General features: G+C 70.2%; 19 protein-coding genes. 18 read left to right on the top strand and 1 reads right to left on the bottom strand.

What is annotated here, in order from left to right:
* Window positions 1–85: 85 nt before the first annotated feature.
* From ABI214_RS03105 to aroQ, 12 genes are all read left to right on the top strand, one after another.
* A complete protein-coding gene (locus tag ABI214_RS03105; protein WP_348606034.1) occupies window positions 86–793 on the top strand; it encodes a PIG-L family deacetylase in 708 nt (235 codons plus the stop codon).
* A gap of 108 nt (window positions 794–901) precedes the next feature.
* Window positions 902–1,060, top strand: a complete 159-nt coding sequence (locus tag ABI214_RS03100) for a hypothetical protein (protein WP_280760717.1) — start codon at window positions 902–904, stop codon at window positions 1,058–1,060.
* A gap of 53 nt (window positions 1,061–1,113) precedes the next feature.
* Window positions 1,114–2,523: a replication-associated recombination protein A gene (locus ABI214_RS03095; RefSeq protein WP_348606031.1), complete on the top strand. Its 1,410-nt coding sequence runs from the start codon at window positions 1,114–1,116 to the stop codon at window positions 2,521–2,523.
* A 174-nt stretch (window positions 2,524–2,697) separates the two neighbouring features.
* Window positions 2,698–5,382 carry an alanine--tRNA ligase gene (gene alaS / locus ABI214_RS03090; protein ID WP_348606029.1) on the top strand — a complete coding sequence of 895 codons (2,685 nt, stop codon included), beginning with the start codon at window positions 2,698–2,700 and terminating at the stop codon, window positions 5,380–5,382.
* Window positions 5,383–5,384: 2 nt separating this feature from the next.
* A complete protein-coding gene (gene ruvX, locus ABI214_RS03085; protein WP_348606027.1) occupies window positions 5,385–5,945 on the top strand; it encodes a Holliday junction resolvase RuvX in 561 nt (186 codons plus the stop codon).
* Window positions 5,942–7,462, top strand: coding sequence for an endolytic transglycosylase MltG (gene mltG / locus ABI214_RS03080; RefSeq protein ID WP_348606025.1), 1,521 nt, complete (start codon window positions 5,942–5,944; stop codon window positions 7,460–7,462). Before ruvX ends, mltG begins: the two co-directional genes overlap by 4 nt.
* A complete protein-coding gene (locus ABI214_RS03075; protein ID WP_408586670.1) occupies window positions 7,459–8,280 on the top strand; it encodes a shikimate dehydrogenase in 822 nt (273 codons plus the stop codon). The genes mltG and ABI214_RS03075 overlap by 4 nt, the downstream gene beginning before the upstream one ends.
* 110 nt (window positions 8,281–8,390) lie before the next feature.
* On the top strand, window positions 8,391–8,969 hold the full coding sequence (locus ABI214_RS03070; RefSeq protein ID WP_348606023.1) for an A24 family peptidase: 579 nt from the start codon (window positions 8,391–8,393) through the stop codon (window positions 8,967–8,969).
* Window positions 8,970–9,040: 71 nt separating this feature from the next.
* Window positions 9,041–10,228: a chorismate synthase gene (gene aroC / locus ABI214_RS03065; RefSeq protein ID WP_348611223.1), complete on the top strand. Its 1,188-nt coding sequence runs from the start codon at window positions 9,041–9,043 to the stop codon at window positions 10,226–10,228.
* A gap of 4 nt (window positions 10,229–10,232) precedes the next feature.
* A complete protein-coding gene (locus ABI214_RS03060; RefSeq protein ID WP_348606021.1) occupies window positions 10,233–10,787 on the top strand; it encodes a shikimate kinase in 555 nt (184 codons plus the stop codon).
* 4 nt (window positions 10,788–10,791) lie between these two features.
* Window positions 10,792–11,901, top strand: coding sequence for a 3-dehydroquinate synthase (gene aroB / locus ABI214_RS03055; protein WP_348606019.1), 1,110 nt, complete (start codon window positions 10,792–10,794; stop codon window positions 11,899–11,901).
* Window positions 11,898–12,326 carry a type II 3-dehydroquinate dehydratase gene (aroQ, locus tag ABI214_RS03050; RefSeq protein ID WP_348606017.1) on the top strand — a complete coding sequence of 143 codons (429 nt, stop codon included), beginning with the start codon at window positions 11,898–11,900 and terminating at the stop codon, window positions 12,324–12,326. Before aroB ends, aroQ begins: the two co-directional genes overlap by 4 nt.
* A gap of 103 nt (window positions 12,327–12,429) precedes the next feature.
* On the opposite strand, the gene ABI214_RS03045 is transcribed toward aroQ, so the two are convergent.
* The gene (locus ABI214_RS03045; protein WP_348606015.1) at window positions 12,430–13,047 is read right to left on the bottom strand and encodes a B-4DMT family transporter; all 618 of its coding nucleotides are present in this window, start codon (window positions 13,045–13,047) and stop codon (window positions 12,430–12,432) included.
* Between the two features lie 147 nt (window positions 13,048–13,194).
* Here ABI214_RS03045 and ABI214_RS03040 point away from each other — a divergent pair, with 147 nt between their 5' ends.
* The 6 genes from ABI214_RS03040 (at window position 13,195) to ABI214_RS03015 (ending at window position 18,517) form a co-directional block, all read left to right on the top strand.
* Entirely contained in the window at window positions 13,195–14,313 is a 1,119-nt protein-coding gene (locus tag ABI214_RS03040; RefSeq protein WP_348606013.1) for a M24 family metallopeptidase, read from the top strand.
* A 17-nt stretch (window positions 14,314–14,330) separates the two neighbouring features.
* Entirely contained in the window at window positions 14,331–14,894 is a 564-nt protein-coding gene (gene efp / locus ABI214_RS03035) for an elongation factor P (RefSeq protein ID WP_225022298.1), read from the top strand.
* A complete protein-coding gene (nusB, locus tag ABI214_RS03030; RefSeq protein WP_348606009.1) occupies window positions 14,895–15,419 on the top strand; it encodes a transcription antitermination factor NusB in 525 nt (174 codons plus the stop codon).
* A gap of 169 nt (window positions 15,420–15,588) precedes the next feature.
* Entirely contained in the window at window positions 15,589–16,218 is a 630-nt protein-coding gene (gene pyrR, locus ABI214_RS03025) for a bifunctional pyr operon transcriptional regulator/uracil phosphoribosyltransferase PyrR (protein WP_280760703.1), read from the top strand.
* Window positions 16,215–17,156, top strand: a complete 942-nt coding sequence (locus tag ABI214_RS03020) for an aspartate carbamoyltransferase catalytic subunit (RefSeq protein WP_348606004.1) — start codon at window positions 16,215–16,217, stop codon at window positions 17,154–17,156. The genes pyrR and ABI214_RS03020 overlap by 4 nt, the downstream gene beginning before the upstream one ends.
* A 41-nt stretch (window positions 17,157–17,197) precedes the next feature.
* Window positions 17,198–18,517, top strand: coding sequence for a dihydroorotase (locus ABI214_RS03015; protein ID WP_348611220.1), 1,320 nt, complete (start codon window positions 17,198–17,200; stop codon window positions 18,515–18,517).
* Window position 18,518: the final 1 nt, after the last annotated feature.

Here is an 18,518-nt window from a genome sequence, read left to right as displayed (position 1 = left end):
GTGAACTATACGTCGTAAGGAGTGCTGGTGGAACTCGGTTTTCGGTGGATCGCCTCCGGTCGTCTCGCAGGTCCGGGAGACTGGGATGGAACGCAACGAAGGGGTGGTACGTGTGGGCGCGAACTCCGGAGAATCCCTGTTGCGTGAGGTGGCCTCCCGGGGCTCGGTGCTGGCGGTGGTGGCACATCCCGACGACGAGAGTTTCGGTCTCGGGGCGGTGCTCGCGGCGCTCGCCGCGTCCGGCTCGGACGTGCGGGTGCTGTGCCTGACTCGCGGTGAGGCCAGCACGCTCGGCGCGGGCGTCGACCTCGCGCAGGTGCGCCGCGCCGAGCTGGCGACGGCGGCGCAGCGCCTGGGTGCCGGCGGCGTCGAGCTGCGCGACTTTCCCGACGGTGGTCTGCACGAGGTGGATCCGGCCATGCTCGACGCGGTGGTCCTCGACACGCTGGGGGCCGCGTCGACACTCGTGGTCTTCGAGTCCGGTGGCGTCACCGGGCACCCGGATCACCGGGCGGCGACGGCGGCGGCGTTCCGGGTCGCGGCGGTCGAGGGACTGCACGTGCTCGAGTGGGGGGTCGCGCCGGACGTGGCGGACGCGTTGAACTCCGAGTTCGACGCGGGCTTCGGCGGCCTGACCGGCGACGGTGTGGTCGACGTCGAGGTCGATCGGGGCGTGCAGCTCGCGGCTATCGCGTGTCACGAGAGTCAGGCGACTGACAACCCGGTCCTGGCCCGGCGTCTCGAGCTGTCCGGACCCGTCGATCGCATCCGGGTGCACGCGCCCGAAGGCTGACCCCACACCGCTCGCACCGCGTCTCCACTGTGGGGACGAGCACATTGAATTGGATACCCCTGGGGGTATTCTTGAGGAAACCGTCAGCCACTCCCGAGGAGATTCATCGTGTGCTACCCCGTTACCTGCAAGACCTGCTCCAAGACCACGTGGGGAGGCTGCGGCCAGCACGTCGACAGCGTCATGCGCACGGTGCCCGCCGCGCAGCGCTGCAAGTGTGAGCAGCCGGCCAAGCCCGGCTTCTTCGCGTCGCTGTTCGGGCGCTGACCCGGTCGCGTGCGGCGCGGGTTCGCGTCGGGGCCGGCTAGTAGCGTCGGGGTGTGACTGATTTCTTCGGCGACACGGACGCGGGCGGTAGCGCGGCGGGACTGTTCGAGGCGCCGGCCGGCGAGTCGGAGCCCGCGCCGCTCACGTCGGTGCCCCCGCGGGCGTCGACGCCGAACCCGGGCGCCCCGCTCGCGGTCCGGATGCGGCCCGCCACCCTGTCCGAGGTGGTCGGTCAGCAGCACCTGCTGGCGCCGGGGGCGCCGCTGCGGCGCCTCGTCGAGGGATCCGGCGCGTCGTCGGTGTTGCTCTACGGCCCGCCCGGGACCGGCAAGACGACCCTCGCATCGCTCATCTCCGGTGCCACCGGACGCAAGTTCGAGGCGCTGTCCGCGCTGTCGGCCGGCGTCAAGGAGGTGCGCGGCGTCATCGAACTGGCCCGCCGTCGGCTACTCCAGGGCGAGCAGACCGTGTTGTTCATCGACGAGGTCCACCGCTTCTCCAAGACCCAGCAGGACGCGTTACTCGCCGCGGTCGAGAACCGCATCGTGCTGCTCGTCGCGGCAACCACCGAGAACCCGTCGTTCTCGGTGGTCTCGCCGTTGCTGTCGCGGTCGCTTGTGCTGCAGCTGCAGTCGCTGACCGCGGACGACATTCGTCTCGTCATCGAACGGGCCCGCGCCGACGAGCGCGGTCTGGCCGGGTCCGTCGAGATCGGCGACGACGCGCTCGAACACCTGGTGCGGCTCGCGGCGGGTGATGCACGGCGGGCGCTGACGGCCCTGGAGGCCGCTGCCGGGACGGCCCTCGACCGGACCGACGAGCGTCCCGCGCTCCTTGATCTCGGGACCGTCGAATCCAGCGTCGACAAAGCCGCCGTCCGCTACGACCGCGACGGCGACCAGCACTACGACGTCATCAGTGCGTTCATCAAGTCGATCCGTGGCTCGGACGTCGACGCCGCGCTGCACTACCTGGCCCGGATGATCACCGCGGGGGAGGATCCGCGGTTCATCGCCCGCCGGCTCGTCGTGCACGCCAGCGAGGACATCGGCATGGCCGACCCCACGGCGCTCCAGACTGCGACCGCCGCCGCGCAGGCGGTGCAGCTGATCGGGATGCCGGAGGCGCGACTCGCGCTGGCGCAGGCCACGATCCACCTGGCGACCGCACCCAAGTCGGGCGCCGTCATCGCCGCGCTCGGCGCCGCGATGGCCGACGTCGCCGCCGGCAAGTCGGGGCTCGTGCCGCCGCATCTGCGGGACGGCCACTACACCGGCGCCGCGCAACTCGGCAACGCCGTCGGCTACAAGTACCCGCACGACCATCCGGACGGCGTCCTGCCGCAGCAGTATCCGCCGGACGAACTCGTCGGCGTCGACTACTACGAACCGACGACGCACGGCGCCGAGCGGGAGATCTCCGGGCGGGTGGGGAAGCTGCGCAGGATCGTGCGCGGCCGCTGAGGTGCGCTGAGATCCGTGTCACGGCGGGCCTGGGGAACGACGGGCCGTCACATGCGGCGAATAACTGCCTCGCGCGAGCGCGTTAAGCTTGCCAATGGCCGATTCGCACCTCGAGGGTGATATCGGCGGCCGAACACTGTTTCACTCGACGGACATACGTTAGGACGAACCCCGGTGCAGACCCACGAGATCCGTAGGCGCTTCCTCGACCATTTCGTCAAGGCAGGCCACACCGAGGTGCCCAGCGCCTCGCTGATCTTCGACGATCCGAACCTGCTGTTCGTCAACGCCGGCATGGTGCAGTTCAAGCCGTTCTTCCTCGGCCAGCAGACCCCGCCGTACGACACCGCGACCAGCGTGCAGAAGTGCGTGCGCACCGGTGACATCGAGAACGTCGGCGTCACCACCCGCCACAACACGTTCTTCCAGATGGCCGGCAACTTCAGCTTCGGCGACTACTTCAAGCGTGGTGCGATCAAGCACGCGTGGGCGCTGCTGACCGACAGCGTCGAGGACGGCGGCTACGGCTTCGATCCCGAGCGCCTGTGGGTCACCGTCTACCTCGACGACGACGAGGCCCGCGACATCTGGAAGGAAGAGGCCGGCATCCCGGACGAGCGCATCCAGCGCCGCGGCATGGCCGACAACTACTGGTCGATGGGCGTCCCCGGACCGTGCGGCCCGTGCTCGGAGATCTACTACGACCGCGGCCCCGAGTACGGCGCCGAGGGCGGCCCCGAGGCCGACGAGGACCGCTACCTCGAGATCTGGAACCTCGTGTTCATGCAGAACGAGCGCGGCGAGGGCACCGGCAAGGACAGCTTCGAGATCCTCGGCCCGCTGCCGAAGCAGAACATCGACACCGGCATGGGCGTCGAGCGTGTCGCGTTCCTGCTGCAGGGCGTCGACAACGTGTACGAGACCGACCTGGTCCGCCCCGTGATCACCAAGGCGGAGGAGCTCTCCGGCCGCACGTACGGCGCCGAGGGCCCGGACGGATCCGCTGCTGACACACGTTTCCGCGTCATCGCCGACCACGCGCGCACCGCGGTCATGCTGATCGCCGACGGCGTCAACCCGGGCAACGAGGGCCGCGGTTACGTGCTGCGCCGCCTGCTGCGCCGCATCATCCGCTCGGCGAAGCTGCTGGGCGCCGAGAAGCCGAGCATGCGCGACTTCGTCACGGTCGTGCGCGACACGATGTCGCCCTCGTACCCGGAGCTCGCCACCGACTTCGACCGCATCGTCGGTGTCGCGGTGGGCGAGGAGACCGCGTTCCTGCGCACCATCGCCGCCGGCTCGAAGATGTTCGAGGCGGAGGCCGACGAGGTGAAGGCCGCGGGCAAGAAGGTCTTCGGCGGCAACGAGGCGTTCGTGCTGCACGACACCTACGGCTTCCCGATCGACCTGACCCTCGAGATGGCGGCCGAGGCCGGCCTGAGCGTCGACGAGGCCGGCTTCCGATCGCTCATGGCAGAGCAGCGCAAGCGCGCCAAGGACGACGCGCAGGCCCGCAAGCATGCGCACGCCGACCTGACGGTCTACAAGGAATTCGTCGACCGCGGCCCCACCGAGTTCACCGGCTTCAACGAGCTGGTCTCCGAGGCGCACGTGCTGGCGCTGATCTCGAACGGTGTCAGGGTGCCCACCGCGAAGGCGGGCGAGGACGTCGAGGTCATCCTCGACCGCAGCCCGCTGTACGCGGAGGCCGGCGGCCAGATCGCCGACCTCGGCACCATCACCGCAGCGGGGCTGCGTGTGCAGGTCAACGACGTCCAGAAGATCGCCAAGAAGGTGTGGGTCCACAAGGTCTCCGTCAAGGAAGGCCAGATCACCGAGGGCGACGTCGTCCTCGCGCAGGTCGACGCCGAGTGGCGCAAGGGCGCGACGCAGGGCCACTCCGGCACCCACATGGTGCACGCCGCCCTGCGACAGGTGCTGGGCCCCAACGCCGTTCAGGCCGGCTCGCTCAACAAGCCGGGCTACCTGCGCTTCGACTTCAACTGGCAGGGCCAGCTGTCGGAGTCGCAGAAGCAGGAGATCGAGGTCGTCACCAACGAGGCCGTCGCCGCCAACCACACGGTGAACACCTTCGTCACCGACCTGGACAAGGCGAAGCAGATGGGCGCGATGGCGCTCTTCGGCGAGAACTACGGCGACGAGGTTCGGGTCGTCGAGATCGGCGGGCCGTTCTCGATGGAGCTGTGCGGCGGCACCCACGTGCAGACGTCGGCGCAGATCGGTCCGGTCACGCTGCTCGGTGAGTCGTCCGTCGGCTCCGGTGTGCGCCGCGTCGAGGCGTTCGTCGGCCTGGACTCGTACCGCTACCTCGCGAAGGAGCGCGCGCTCCTCGCGGGTGTCGCGTCGTCGCTGAAGGTGCCGTCCGAGGAGGTCCCGGGCCGCGTCGAGGCGCTCGTCGAGCGACTGAAGGCGGCGGAGAAGGAACTCGAGGCCACCAAGGCGGCCGCGGTGCTCGCCTCCGCGGGCACGTTCGTCGACAAGGCGCACCGCATCGGTGAGGTGCTGCTGGTCGCCGAGCAGGCGCCTGACGGCGTCGCCGGTAACGACCTGCGCGGCCTGGTCAGCGACATCCGCGGCCGCTTCGGCACCCAGCCCGCGGTCGTGGTGCTGCTCGGCAGCGCCGACGGCAAGGTGCCGTTCGTCGTCGCCGCGACCAAGGCCGCCCAGGATCTCGGCATCAAGGCCGGCGAGCTGGTGTCGAGCTTCGGCCCGCAGATCGGCGGACGGGGCGGCGGCAAGGCCGACATGGCGCAGGGCTCCGGCTCGGACGTGTCGGGCATCCCCGCCGCGCTCGAGGGCGTGCGGGGACGGGTCGCCGAGCTGGCAGGAAACTCCTAGCGGTGCCCCCGGCCGAGTCGGGTCCCGACCGCCCTGCACCGTCGGGGCCCGATCACCCCGGGGTCGACGACCCCGGGCGCGGGCGCCGCATCGCCGTCGACGTCGGCAGCGTGCGGATCGGGGTCGCGTCGTGCGATCCCGACTGCATCCTCGCGACGCCGGTGGAGACGGTTGCCCGGTCCAAGGAGAAGGGGCCCGACGCGCCGGACATCCGGCGGATTGTCGCGCTTGTCCAGGAGTACGAGGCCGTCGAGGTTATCGTCGGTCTGCCGCAGACCCTGCGCGGCGAACGCGGCAAGGCCGCGGCAATCGCGTCTGCCTTCGCCCGGCGACTGCAGCGTGGCATCGACCCGATCCCGGTTCGCATGGCCGACGAGCGGCTGACGACGGTCACCGCGTCGCGGGCATTGCGCGAGAGCGGAGTCCGGGCGAAGGGCCAGCGGCCGATGATCGATCAGGCGGCTGCGGTGGCGATCTTGCAGGGATGGTTGGACGAGCGGAGCAGAGCGGTGAACGTGACGGACTCGGACAGTAGTGGCCGGCCCACGGAGGGCGGCCTGTGAACGATCATCGCCAACCGCCGGGCCGTCCCGAGTTCGAGTCGACCCCCGGTTACGCGGGTGATCACGGCTACTACGACTACGACCGATCCGCCGATCACGATCGCGGCGACCGGTACGGGTATCCGGCGGACCACGGCCACGAGGCCTACGGCGCCGATGGTTACGACGCCCACGGTTACGACGCCCAGGGCTACGAGACCGAGGGGTACGACACCCACGGTTACGAGACCCACGGTTCCGACGCCGGGTACGGCTACGAACCCGAGTACGACGAGTACCAGTACTCCGACGCGCGCCGCCGGGCCCTGCCGACCGCGGTCGGTGCCCAGCCGGTGAGCCGGGGTGAGATGCGGCGCATGCGCGAGGTGGCGCGTCGCAAGCGCCGTGGCCGGGTCATCGGCGTTCTCGCCGGTGCGGTCCTCCTCGGCGGCATGGGCGCCGCCGCCGTCGCCGTGTACGACCAGATCAGCGGCCGCGACGTCGCCGACTACGCCGGTCCGGGTGGCCCCGACGTGGTCGTCCAGGTGCACTCCGGCGACACCGCGGAGCAGATCGCGAACGAGATGGCCACCAAGGACGTCGTCAAGAGCGAGGGCGCGTTCTACCGGGCCGCGCTCCGCAACGACGCCATGAATTCGCTTCAGCCCGGCTACTACTCGATCGCCACCCAGATCTCGGGCGCCGATGCGGTGTCGGCGCTGGTCTCGCCGAAGGCGCGTGTCGGGCAGCTGGTGATCTCCGAGGGCCGGCAGTTGCACGACACCCGCGACGTCCAGACCGGTGCGGTCAAGAAGGGCATCTACACCCTGATCGCGGAGGCCAGCTGTGTCGGTTCGGTGAACGCCCCCAAGTGCATCAGCTACGACCAGCTCAACCAGGCGGGCGCCGGCGCCGACCTCACCGCGCTCGGCGTGCCGGACTGGGCGCGCGCACAGGTCGCGAACGTCCCGGACCGGGATCGTCAGCTCGAGGGGTTGATCGCCGCCGGCAGTTGGGATTTCGATCCCACGCAGACGCCGGTGCAGATCCTGCACCAGCTCGTGAGTGCCAGCGCGGAGAGCTACGAATCCACCGGCATCAAAACTGCCGGTACCCACGTCGGGCTGGGCCCGTACCAGATGCTCGTCGTCGCGTCGCTCGTCGAACGTGAGGGAATGCCCGCCGACTTCGACAAGGTCGCTCGGGTGGTCGTCAACCGCCTCGCGGTGAACCAGCCGCTCCAGTTCGACTCGACCGTGAACTACGCCCTCGACACCACCGAGGTCGCCACCACCGACGCGGACCGCGCCCGGGCCACACCGTGGAACACGTACGCCATGCCGGGCCTGCCCGCCACGCCGATCTCGTCGCCGAGCATCAATGCGCTTCGCGCCGTGGAGAATCCGGCTCCGGGCGACTACCTGTACTTCGTGACGATCGACAAGAAGGGCACCACGCTCTTCACCCGCGACTACAACGAGCATCTCGCGAACATCGAGTTGGCTCAGCGGAGCGGCATCCTCGACAGTGGAAGGTGATCGACGTGTCGGCGCGTAAGGCGGCGGTTCTGGGCAGCCCGATCTCGCATTCGAAGTCCCCGCAGCTGCACCTCGCGGCCTATGCCGCGTTGGGGCTTTCCGGCTGGACGTACGAGCGGATCGAGTGCACCGGCGAGCAGTTGCCCGGCCTCGTGTCCGGGCTGGGACCCGAATGGGTCGGGCTGTCGGTGACGATGCCCGGCAAGGTCGCGGCGCTCGAGTTCGCGACCGAGCGCACCGCGCGGGCCGTGACGATTGGGTCGGCCAACACCCTCGTCCGCATCGACGACGGCTGGCGGGCCGACTGCACCGACGTCGACGGCGTCCGTGGCGCTCTCGTCGACGGTGGCGTCGGCGACCTCACCGGGGGCTCGGCCGTCGTGGTCGGTGCCGGCGGAACCGCCCGCCCGGCGCTCGTCGCGCTCGCGGACATGGGGGTGGCGGCGGTGACGGTCGTTGCGCGGGACGCGGACCGTGCGCGGCCCACCCTGGTGTGCGCCGAGGCGGTGGGGCTGTCCGTGCGGCACGTGACGTTCGACGACGACCGACTCGGCGACCTGTGCGCCGACTCCGCCGCGCTGGTCAGCACCGTGCCCGCGGCGGGGGCGGCGCCGTACGCGGACGTGATCGGCCGGGCACGGTTCGTGCTCGACGCCATCTACAACCCGTGGCCGACCCCGCTCGCCGAGTCCGTCGAACGCGCCGGCGGCACGGTCGTCGGGGGACTGGCGATGCTGCTCAACCAGGCGTACGGGCAGGTCGAACAGTTCACGGGCATGCCCGCGCCGCGCGAAGCCATGGCGGCGGCGATCCGGTAGCCGGGGTCGGGCCTCCGGCGTCCGTCCACAGCCGCTCGTCCATCCACAGACTTGTTCTCCGGCGCCGTCGTCGGCGATCTCTCGTCCGGCCGGTGGACCATCCTCGCGGCATGTGGTGGATCGTCGTGGGGCTGCTCACCGGTGGACTGACCGGGTACGGAACCCGTCGGCTGCTGGCCGGGTTCACGCGCGACGCTCCGATCCCGGTCGGGTGGTGCGAGGGTGCGTGCGCCGTCGGGTTCGCGGCCGTCACGCTGCGGGTGGGATGGTCGCCGGCGCTGGTGCCCGCGCTCGCGCTCGTGTGGTGGATGCTGGCGGCGAGCGTCGTCGACCTGCGCGTGCGTCGGCTGCCGAACGTGCTCACCCTGCCCGGCGGCGCAGCGATCGTCGGGTTCGCTCTCGGCACGGGGGAGGCGCGGGGTGCGGTGGCCGGTGCCCTGATGCTGGCCGGGTCCTACCTGATGCTGCACCTGGTGGCGCCGTCCGGGATGGGCGCCGGCGACGTCAAACTCGCTGTCGGTCTGGGCGCCGTGACCGGGATGGCGGGTGCATCCGCATGGTTGGCCGCGGCCGCCCTGGCCCCGGTACTCAGCGCGCTCGTCGGCGTGGCGCGGCGGCGCGTCGGCGACCCGATCGCGCACGGTCCGTCGATGTGTGCGGCGACCGCGGTGGCCCTGTGGTGCCTGTGACAGGAGCGGCGGCGCGGCCGGGAACGGCCCACTGTCGAAGCGGGCGCTACGGACGTGGAAAGATGCTGGATGTGTTGCGCTGGATAACTGCTGGAGAGTCCCATGGTCCCGCCCTCGTAGCCATGCTCGAGGGGATGGTCGCCGGCGTCGAGGTGACGTCCGACGACATCGCGGCGCAGCTTGCGCGCCGCCGCCTCGGCTACGGCCGCGGCGCCCGCATGAAGTTCGAGGCCGACAAGGTCACGATCATCGGCGGCGTCCGTCACGGCCGCACCCTCGGTGGCCCGATCGCCGTCGAGGTCGGCAACACCGAATGGCCCAAGTGGGAGACCATCATGTCCGCCGACCCGGTGGACGAGGCCGAACTCGCCGGTCAGGCGCGCAACGCGCCGCTCACCCGTCCGCGTCCCGGGCACGCCGACTACTCGGGCATGCTCAAGTACGGGTTCGACGACGCCCGCCCGGTCCTCGAGCGCGCCAGCGCCCGCGAGACCGCGGCTCGTGTCGCCGCCGGCACCGTCGCCCGTCAGTTCCTGCGTCAGCTCTTCGGCGTCGAGGTCCTCTCGCACGTCATCTCGATCGGCGCGTCCGATCCGTACGTCGGCCCGGGTCCGCAGGCCGGTGACCTCGAGGCGATCGACGCCAGCCCTGTTCGGGCTTTCGGCGAAACGGCAGAAGCTTCGATGATCGCCGAGATCGAGGCCGCCAAGAAGGACGGCGACACCCTCGGCGGTGTCGTCGAGGTGGTTGTCCATGGCCTCCCGGTCGGGCTGGGCTCCTTCATCAGCGGCGCGGACCGCCTCGACTCCAAGCTCGCTGCCGCCCTCATGGGCATCCAGGCGATCAAGGGTGTCGAGGTCGGCGACGGTTTCGAGACCGCCCGCCGCCGCGGCAGCGCCGCGCACGACGAGATGCGTCCGGGGCCCGACGGCGTCCTCCGCTCGACCAACCGCGCCGGCGGCCTCGAAGGCGGCATGACGAACGGCGAGGCGTTGCGGGTGCGCGCCGCGATGAAGCCGATCTCCACCGTCCCGCGGGCGCTGTCCACCGTCGACATGTCGACCGGCGAGGAAGCAGTCGCGATCCACCAGCGCTCCGATGTCTGCGCGGTCCCGGCTGCCGGTGTCGTCGCCGAGGCGATGGTTGCGCTCGTCGTGGCGCAGGCGGCGCTCGACAAGTTCGGTGGCGACTCGATCGCCGAGACCCGCTCGAATTTCCAGCGGTACGTCGACGGCATCGCGGCGCGTCAGCCCCGGTGATCGGATGACACCGCGCGCAGTCCTGATCGGGCCGCCGGGCGCGGGCAAGTCGACCATCGGTCGACGGCTCGCGCTGGCGCTCGATCTCGAGCTGCTCGACACCGACGTCGAGATCGAGCGCAGGACCGGGCGCACCATCCCGGAGATCTTCGCCGCGGACGGGGAACCGTACTTCCGGGAGATCGAGGAGCAGGTGGTCGGGGAGGCGCTCGAATCGCACGACGGGATCCTGTCCCTCGGCGGCGGCGCGATCCTCTCCGAACTCACCCGTTCCCGGCTGTCCGGGCATACCGTGGTGTATCTGGAGATCAGCGTCGCGGAGGGCCTCAAGCGGACCGGTGCGACCACGGGACGGCCACTGCTGAACGGGGGCGACCCCAAGGCGAAGTACCACGCACTGATGCGCCGTCGCCGGCCGCTGTACCGGCAGGTGGCGACCATCCGGGTACGAACCGACAGCCGGAGCCCGAGCCGGGTGGTCCAGCAGTTGGTGACGAAGTTGACCGACGGGCCCGCACCGGGCGCCCCGGCACACGACGAGACAGAAGCGGAGCAGTAGAGAAGTGACCGAACCGGTACGCGTCGAGGTGGCAACGGCAGATCCCTACCCGGTGATCATCGGGCGGGGTCTGCTCGGTGAGCTCGTCGAGGAGCTCGAGGGCACCCGCACGGTGGCGATCTTCCACCAGCCGCCGCTCGCCGAGACCGCGGAAGCGGTGCGATCGGCTCTGGCGGAGAAGGGAATCGATGCGCACCGCATCGAGATCCCGGACGCCGAGGACGGCAAGGACCTCGCGGTCGCGGGCTTCTGCTGGGAGGTGCTCGGCCGCATCGGCCTGACGCGCAGCGACGCGATCGTCAGCCTCGGTGGCGGCGCCGCCACCGACCTCGCCGGTTTCGTGGCCGCGACGTGGATGCGCGGTGTGCGGATCGTGCACGTGCCCACGACGCTGCTGGCGATGGTCGATGCCGCCGTCGGCGGCAAGACCGGCATCAACACCGAGGCCGGCAAGAACCTGGTCGGCGCGTTCCATGAGCCGTCCGCGGTCCTGATCGACCTCGCGACGCTGGAGACCGTGCCGCGCAACGAGATCGTCGCGGGCATGGCGGAGGTCATCAAGACCGGTTTCATCGCCGACCCGGTGATCCTGGACCTCATCGAGGCCGACCCCGAGGCCGCACTGGATCCGACCGGAACCGTCCTTCCCGAGCTGATCCGCCGCTCGGTCGAGGTCAAGGCCAGGGTCGTCGCGGCGGACCTCAAGGAGTCGAGCCTGCGCGAGATCCTCAACTACGGTCACACGCTCGGCCACGCGATCGAGCGGCGTGAGCGCTACCGCTGGCGTCACGGCGCCGCGGTGGCCGTCGGCCTGGTGTACGCCGCGGAACTCGGTCGCCTGGCGGGTCGTCTCGACGATGCCACTGCCGACCGGCACCGGTCGATCCTCGAGCTCGTCGGCCTACCCACCACGTACGACGGGGATGCGTTCGCGGACCTGCTGAAGGGCATGCAGACCGACAAGAAGAATCGTGCGGGTCTGCTGCGGTTCGTCGTGCTCGACGGCCTTGCCAAGCCGGGCCGGCTCGAGGGCCCGGATCCGTCGCTGCTCGTCGCCGCGTACGGCGCGATCGCGCGGGACGCGAGCCCGAGCGGCGGGACGGTGCTGCTGTGAGGGTCCAGGTCGTCAACGGCCCCAATCTGGGTCGGCTCGGGAAGCGTCAGCCCGAGGTCTACGGTTCGACCACGCACGACGACCTCGTCGCGCTGTGCGAGCGGACCGCGAAGGAGCTCGGGATCGAGGTCGTCGTCCGGCAGTCGGACAGCGAGGGCGAGATCCTCGGTTGGATCCACGATGCGGCTGACGCCCGGGAACCGGTCATCCTCAATGCGGGCGGCCTGACCCACACGTCGGTGGTGCTGCGCGACGCGTGCGCGGAGCTGACCGCCGGGCTGGTGGAGTTGCACATCTCGAACGTCCACGCCCGTGAGGAGTTCCGCCACCACTCGTACCTGAGTGCGGTCGCGACGGGCTCGATCGTCGGACTCGGTGTCGCGGGTTACGCCCTCGCGTTGCGCTTCCTCGCGGAGCGAGGGTAGCGACACAGGCTCGCGGAGCGAGGCCGACCGGGCCGGGTCCCGGGTATGAACGGCGAAGGGGCCGAGGCGGATTCACCGCCTCGGCCCCTTCCTCGTGCTGCTCCTACTGTTCGGCGCGGTGCGAGCCGCCGGGCTTCGCGTCCGGATCGACCGGCGTGAACACCTCGGTGTCGGCGTTGTCGTCGCCGTGGCCGTGCTCGTACGACCACTCGCTGCCGGCGTAGGACTCGGCGGCCCGCTCCTCGACGTCGATGTCGGCGTCGTGCGGGTAGGCCACGTGGTCGTCGGCGCTGCTCGCGGCGCCGCGACCGGCGAGGAAGCGTCCGAGAGCGACCGCGATCATCGCGGGGACGAAGACGAGCAGGACGGTGAACGCCGCGCCTGACGTCACCTCGAAGAACAGTCCGCCGTTGGTGATCGCGATGTCGAAGAGGATGCCGACGAGCCAGGACGCTGCACCGGCGAGGATGCCGGCGACGAACGCGGCCTTGAGCCACATGATCGTCAGGTCGGCGCCGTCGTCCGGATCGGGATGGGCGCGCCGGTCACGGATTCCGTCGAGCGCTCCCCACAGGAATGCCGCGAGGATCACGAGGAGCAGCGAGAACCAACGCATGATGCTGCCCTGTTGGGGCCACTGCGTCACCGCAGCCCCCAGGAAAGTGCGCACCACGACGTGTACCAATGCGAGACCGAGACCTCGTACGACCCACCCATTCATGTGACACAGGGTAACCAGCAGGATTCCGGGCTTGTGTCCTAACCCACACAAACGGACCGAAGAGGCGTCGGACACGTTTTCCGTCCGGGCGGGGCGACACGGTTCGCGGTCTGTGTTCCGGCCGGGGCCGACCGGTAGTTTCGAGGTATGTCGATCGATCCGGTGACCGCTCCTACCGCCGCCCGGCGCGCGAATCTGCGCGAGCTGCTGCGTGAACGCGGCCTCGACGCCCTGCTGGTGACCGATCTGCTCAACATCCGCTACCTGACCGGGTTCACCGGATCGAACGCCGCGCTGCTGGTGTCCGCCACCGACGACATCGGCGCCGAGGACCGCACCGTGGTCTGCACCGACGGCCGGTACCTGGTCCAGGTTGCCGAGCAGGTGCCCGACCTGCGCGCCGAGATCGCGCGCGCGAGCGCGCCGCGGCTGCTCGAGCTCGCCGTCGCGTGGGGCGCCGGCAAGCTGGGATTCGAGAGCCACGTCGTGACGTTCGACCAGCATGCGGCGTGGTCGGACGCGACACCGGGCGTCGACTTCGTGCGGGCGCCGGGACTGGTCGAGCGGTTGCGGGCGGTCAAGGACGAGGGTGAGATCGCACTGCTGCGCCGTGCGTGCGCCGCCGCCGACGCCGCGCTCGCCGCTCTGATCGAGCGCGGCGGGCTGCGTCCGGGGCGCACCGAACGCGAGGTCGGTCGCGAACTGGAATGGCTGATGTTCGAGCACGGCGCGGACGGCATCTCGTTCGAGACGATCGTGGCAGCCGGCGCCAACTCCGCGGTGCCTCATCATCGCCCCACGGACGCCGTGCTGCGCTCGGGTGACTTCGTCAAGCTGGACTTCGGCGCCCAGATCGGTGGCTACCACTCGGACATGACGCGCACCTACGTCCTGGAGACGGCGGCTCAGTGGCAGCGCGACCTCTACGACCTGGTGTCGCGGGCGCAGGCCGCCGGCCGTGGGGCGCTCGCGCCGGGGGTGGTGGTCGGTTCCGTGGATGCGGCGGCGCGCTCGGTGATCGAGGACGCCGGATACGGCGACCTGTTCCTGCACGGACTCGGTCACGGTGTCGGGCTCGAGATCCACGAAGCGCCCGGGATCGGCAAGCTCGGCACCGGTACACTGCTACGCGGTGCGGTGGTGACCGTCGAGCCGGGTGTGTATTTCTCCGGGCGCGGTGGCGTCAGGATCGAGGACACGCTCGTCGTTCGCGAGCAGGAGCCCGAACTCCTCACTCTCACCAGCAAGGACATCACGATCGTCTGAAGGAGACGCGAAACCAAGTGGCAGATACCAGTGATTTCAAGAACGGGCTCGTGCTGAAGATCGAGGGCCAGCTCTGGCAGATCATCGAGTTCCAGCACGTCAAGCCGGGCAAGGGCCCTGCGTTCGTACGCACCAAGATGAAGAACGTCCTGTCCGGCAAGACCGTCGACAAGACCTTCAATGCCGGTGTCAAGGTCGAGACCGCCACGGTCGACCGCCGCGACATGACCTACCTGTACCACGACGGTAGCGACTACATCTTCATGGACGGCGACACCTACGACCAGATCCCGATCAGCGAGGGCACCGTCGGCGACGGCGCGCGCTTCCTGCTCGAGAACATGCAGGTCCAGGTCGCTACCCACGAGGACGCGCCGCTGTTCGTCGAGCTCCCGGTCACGGTCGAGCTCGAGGTCAAGCACACCGATCCGGGTCTGCAGGGCGACCGCTCCACCGGTGGCACCAAGCCCGCCACGCTCGAGACCGGCGCCGAGATCCAGGTCCCGCTGTTCATCAACACCGGCGACAAGCTCAAGGTCGACTCGCGTGACGGCAACTACCTCGGGCGTGTGAATTCCTGAGTGTCGGGCACGCATAAGAAACTCGGAGCACGTCACAAGGCCCGCAAGCGGGCCGTCGACTTCCTGTTCGAGGCCGAGGCGCGCGACGTCGACCCCGTCGACCTCGCCGAGGAGCGGTCCCAGCTCGCGGGCCGTGACGATTCCGTCGCACCGGTCGCCCCGTACACGGCGACGGTCGTCGAGGGTGTCGCCGAGAACCTGGATCGCATCGACCAGGTGATCGAGTCCCACCTGCAGGACTGGACCCTCGACCGGCTCCCCGCGGTGGATCGCGCGATCCTGCGCATCGCCGTCTGGGAACTGTTCCACGCGACGGACGTCCCGCCGGTGGTGGCCGTCGACGAGGCCGTCGAGCTCGCCAAGGAGCTGTCGACGGACGACTCGCCGGGCTTCGTGAACGGCGTGCTGGGACAGGTCGTCCTGGTGGCCCCGCAGGTGCGGGCCGCCGCGGCCGCGACCTCGCAGCGTGCGAAGTCGGACGACGCTGCCGCCGCCGGCGACGGTGCCGAAGATTCCGAGTCCTGAAGTGATCCTGCTGCCGCCCACCCCGAATCGGGGTGGGCGGCAGCATGTTCTGATCGCCTTCCGGACTCGGCCAACCCGGAGTCTGGCGCGGAGTCGGCCGCTGATAGGCTGAGCCGCGTCAGACATCCTTTAACGATCCGTCCAGAGAGGCGGAGAAGGAGGTCGCTGAATGCGTATGCCCGAAGGGCCCTCATCAGGTCTTCCCGCGAACGCTCGCGAACTGCTGTCCCCGGCCGACGTCGGCAGGACCGTCGCCCGCATCGCCCATCAGATCATCGAGAAGACCGCGCTCGACGCAACCGACGGTTCCGCACCGCGCGTCGTCCTCATCGGTATCCCCACTCGCGGCACCACGCTCGCCGCCCGCCTCGCCGACAAGATCGAGGAGTTCGCGGGTGTCCGGCCGCCAGTCGGTTCCCTCGACATCACGCTCTACCGTGACGATCTGCGCACCAAGCCGCACCGTCCCCTCGAGCGCACGTCCGTGCCCGAGGGTGGCGTCGACAACACGCTCGTCGTCCTCGTCGACGACGTCCTGTTTTCCGGTCGCACGGTCCGCTCCGCGCTCGACGCGCTGCGTGACCTCGGCCGCCCGCGGGCGGTCCAGTTGGCGGTCCTCGTCGATCGCGGACACCGTGAACTGCCGCTGCGCGCCGACTACGTAGGTAAGAACGTGCCCACCGCCCGCACGGAGGACGTCGCCGTGCTCCTCGCCGAGCACGATGGCCGCGACGGTGTCGTGCTGTCGAGCGGACAGGCGGACGAGGCTGCCGGGCACGCAGAGGAGAACCACCAGTGAAGCACCTGCTCTCCATCGCGGACCTGAACCGGGATTCCGCGACCGAGCTACTCGACGAGGCCGAGCGCTTCGAGCAGGCGCTGCTCGGGCGCGAGGTCAAGAAGCTGCCCACGCTGCGCGGCCGGACCGTGATGACGGTCTTCTTCGAGAACTCGACGCGTACACGGGTGTCGTTCGAGGTGGCCGGCAAGTGGATGAGCGCCGACGTGATCAACGTCAGCGCGTCCAGCTCGTCGGTCTCGAAGGGCGAGTCCCTGCGCGACACCGCGATGACGCTGCGCGCGGCGGGCGCCGACGCGCTGATCGTGCGGCATCCGGCTTCCGGTGCGGCGCACCAGATCGCGGCGTGGACCGGCGCTGCCGAGGACGGCGGTCCCGCGGTCATCAACGCCGGCGACGGCACGCACGAACATCCCACGCAGGCGCTGCTCGACGCGCTGACGCTGCGCCAGCGACTCGGTGACATCGAGGGCCGGCGCATCGTGATCGTCGGCGACATCCTGCACAGCCGCGTCGCGCGCTCGAATGCGCTGCTGCTGTCGATGCTCGGGGCCGAGGTGGTCCTCGTGGCACCGCGCACACTGTTGCCCGCCGGGGTCGAGACGTGGCCGGTGCGGGTGTCGCACTCGCTCGACGCCGAACTGCCCGGTGCGGACGCGGTTCTGATGCTGCGTGTGCAGGCGGAGCGGATGAACGGCGGGTTCTTCCCGTCGCCGCGCGAGTACTCGATCACGTACGGCCTGTCCGAGAAGCGCCTGGGGCTGCTGGCCGACCACGCGGTGGTCCTGCACCCGGGTCCGATGCTGCGCGGCATGGAGATCGCGTCGTCGGTCGCAGATTCACCGAAAACTGCTGTCCTGCAGCAGGTTACGAACGGCGTCCATGTTCGGATGGCCGTGCTGTTCCGGCTGCTGGTGGGAACGGAAGAGGTCGCGTGAGCGACCTGAACACAACGAGAAACGAGAAGGTGGCGCCGCAGATGTCCGCGAGCGGGAACGTGTTGATCCGAAACGTTCTGGTGTACGGGGAGGGCGAGCCGACCGATCTGCTGCTGGGCGACGGACAGATCCTCGAGATCGGGACCGGGCTCGCCGCGGCAGACGACGTCGAGGTGGTCGACGGGGCGGGCCAGATCCTGCTGCCGGGCTTCGTCGACATGCACACGCACCTGCGTGAGCCGGGTCGTGAGGACACCGAGACCATCGACAGCGGCTCGGCGGCCGCCGCGCTCGGCGGTTACACCGCCGTGTTCGCGATGGCCAACACCAGCCCGGTCGCCGACACGGCCGTGATCACCGACCACGTGTGGCGGCGCGGCCAGGAGGTCGGCCTCGTCGACGTCCATCCCGTCGGCGCGGTCACGGTCGGGCTCGCGGGCAAGCAGCTCGCCGAGATGGCGACGATGGCCGCGGGCGTCGGCCGGGTCAAGATGTTCTCCGACGACGGCCACTGCGTCGCGGACCCGCTGATCATGCGCCGCGCGCTCGAGTACTCGGCCTCGCTGGGTGTCCTGATCGCGCAGCACGCGGAGGAGCCGCGGCTCACCGAGGGCGCTGTCGCGCACGAGGGCCCCACCGCGGCCCGCCTCGGACTGGCCGGCTGGCCGCGCGCCGCCGAGGAGTCGATCGTCGCCCGTGACGCGCTCCTGGCCCGCGACGCCGGTGCCCGTGTGCATATCTGCCACGCCTCGACCGCCGGCTCCGTCGAGCTCGTCAAGTGGGCGCGTGGCCAGGGCATCGCCATCACGGCCGAGGTCACCCCGCACCACCTGCTGCTCGACGACTCGCGACTCGAGACGTACGACGCGGTCAACAAGGTCAACCCGCCGCTGCGGGAGGCCTCGGACGTCGCGGCGCTGCGTCGCGGGCTGGCCGAGGGGATCATCGACTGCGTGGCCACCGATCACGCGCCGCATGCCGAGCAGGACAAGTGCTGCGAGTTCTCGCAGGCGCGCCCCGGCATGCTCGGGCTCGAGACGGCCCTGTCGATCGTCGTGGAGACGATGGTGCGGCCGGGCCTGCTCGACTGGCGCGGCGTGGCCCGCGTGATGAGCGAGCGGCCCGCCGAGATCGTCGGACTCGACGACCAGGGACGCCCGATCGAGGTGGGGGAGCCGGCCAACCTGGTGCTCGTCGACCCCGACGCGGAGTGGACCGTGCACGGTCCCGAGCTGGCCAGCGTCGCGAACAACACCCCGTACGAGGCCATGACCCTGCCCGCGAAGGTGACGACCACGGTGCTGCGTGGCCGCGTCACTGCCCGGGACGGGAAGGTCCGGCCGCTCGGAGAGGAGCGCTGAC

Source organism: Prescottella soli, assembly GCF_040024445.1.
In the GTDB taxonomy this organism is placed as follows: domain Bacteria; phylum Actinomycetota; class Actinomycetes; order Mycobacteriales; family Mycobacteriaceae; genus Prescottella; species Prescottella soli.
This window is presented reverse-complemented; position numbering and strand designations above follow the sequence as displayed.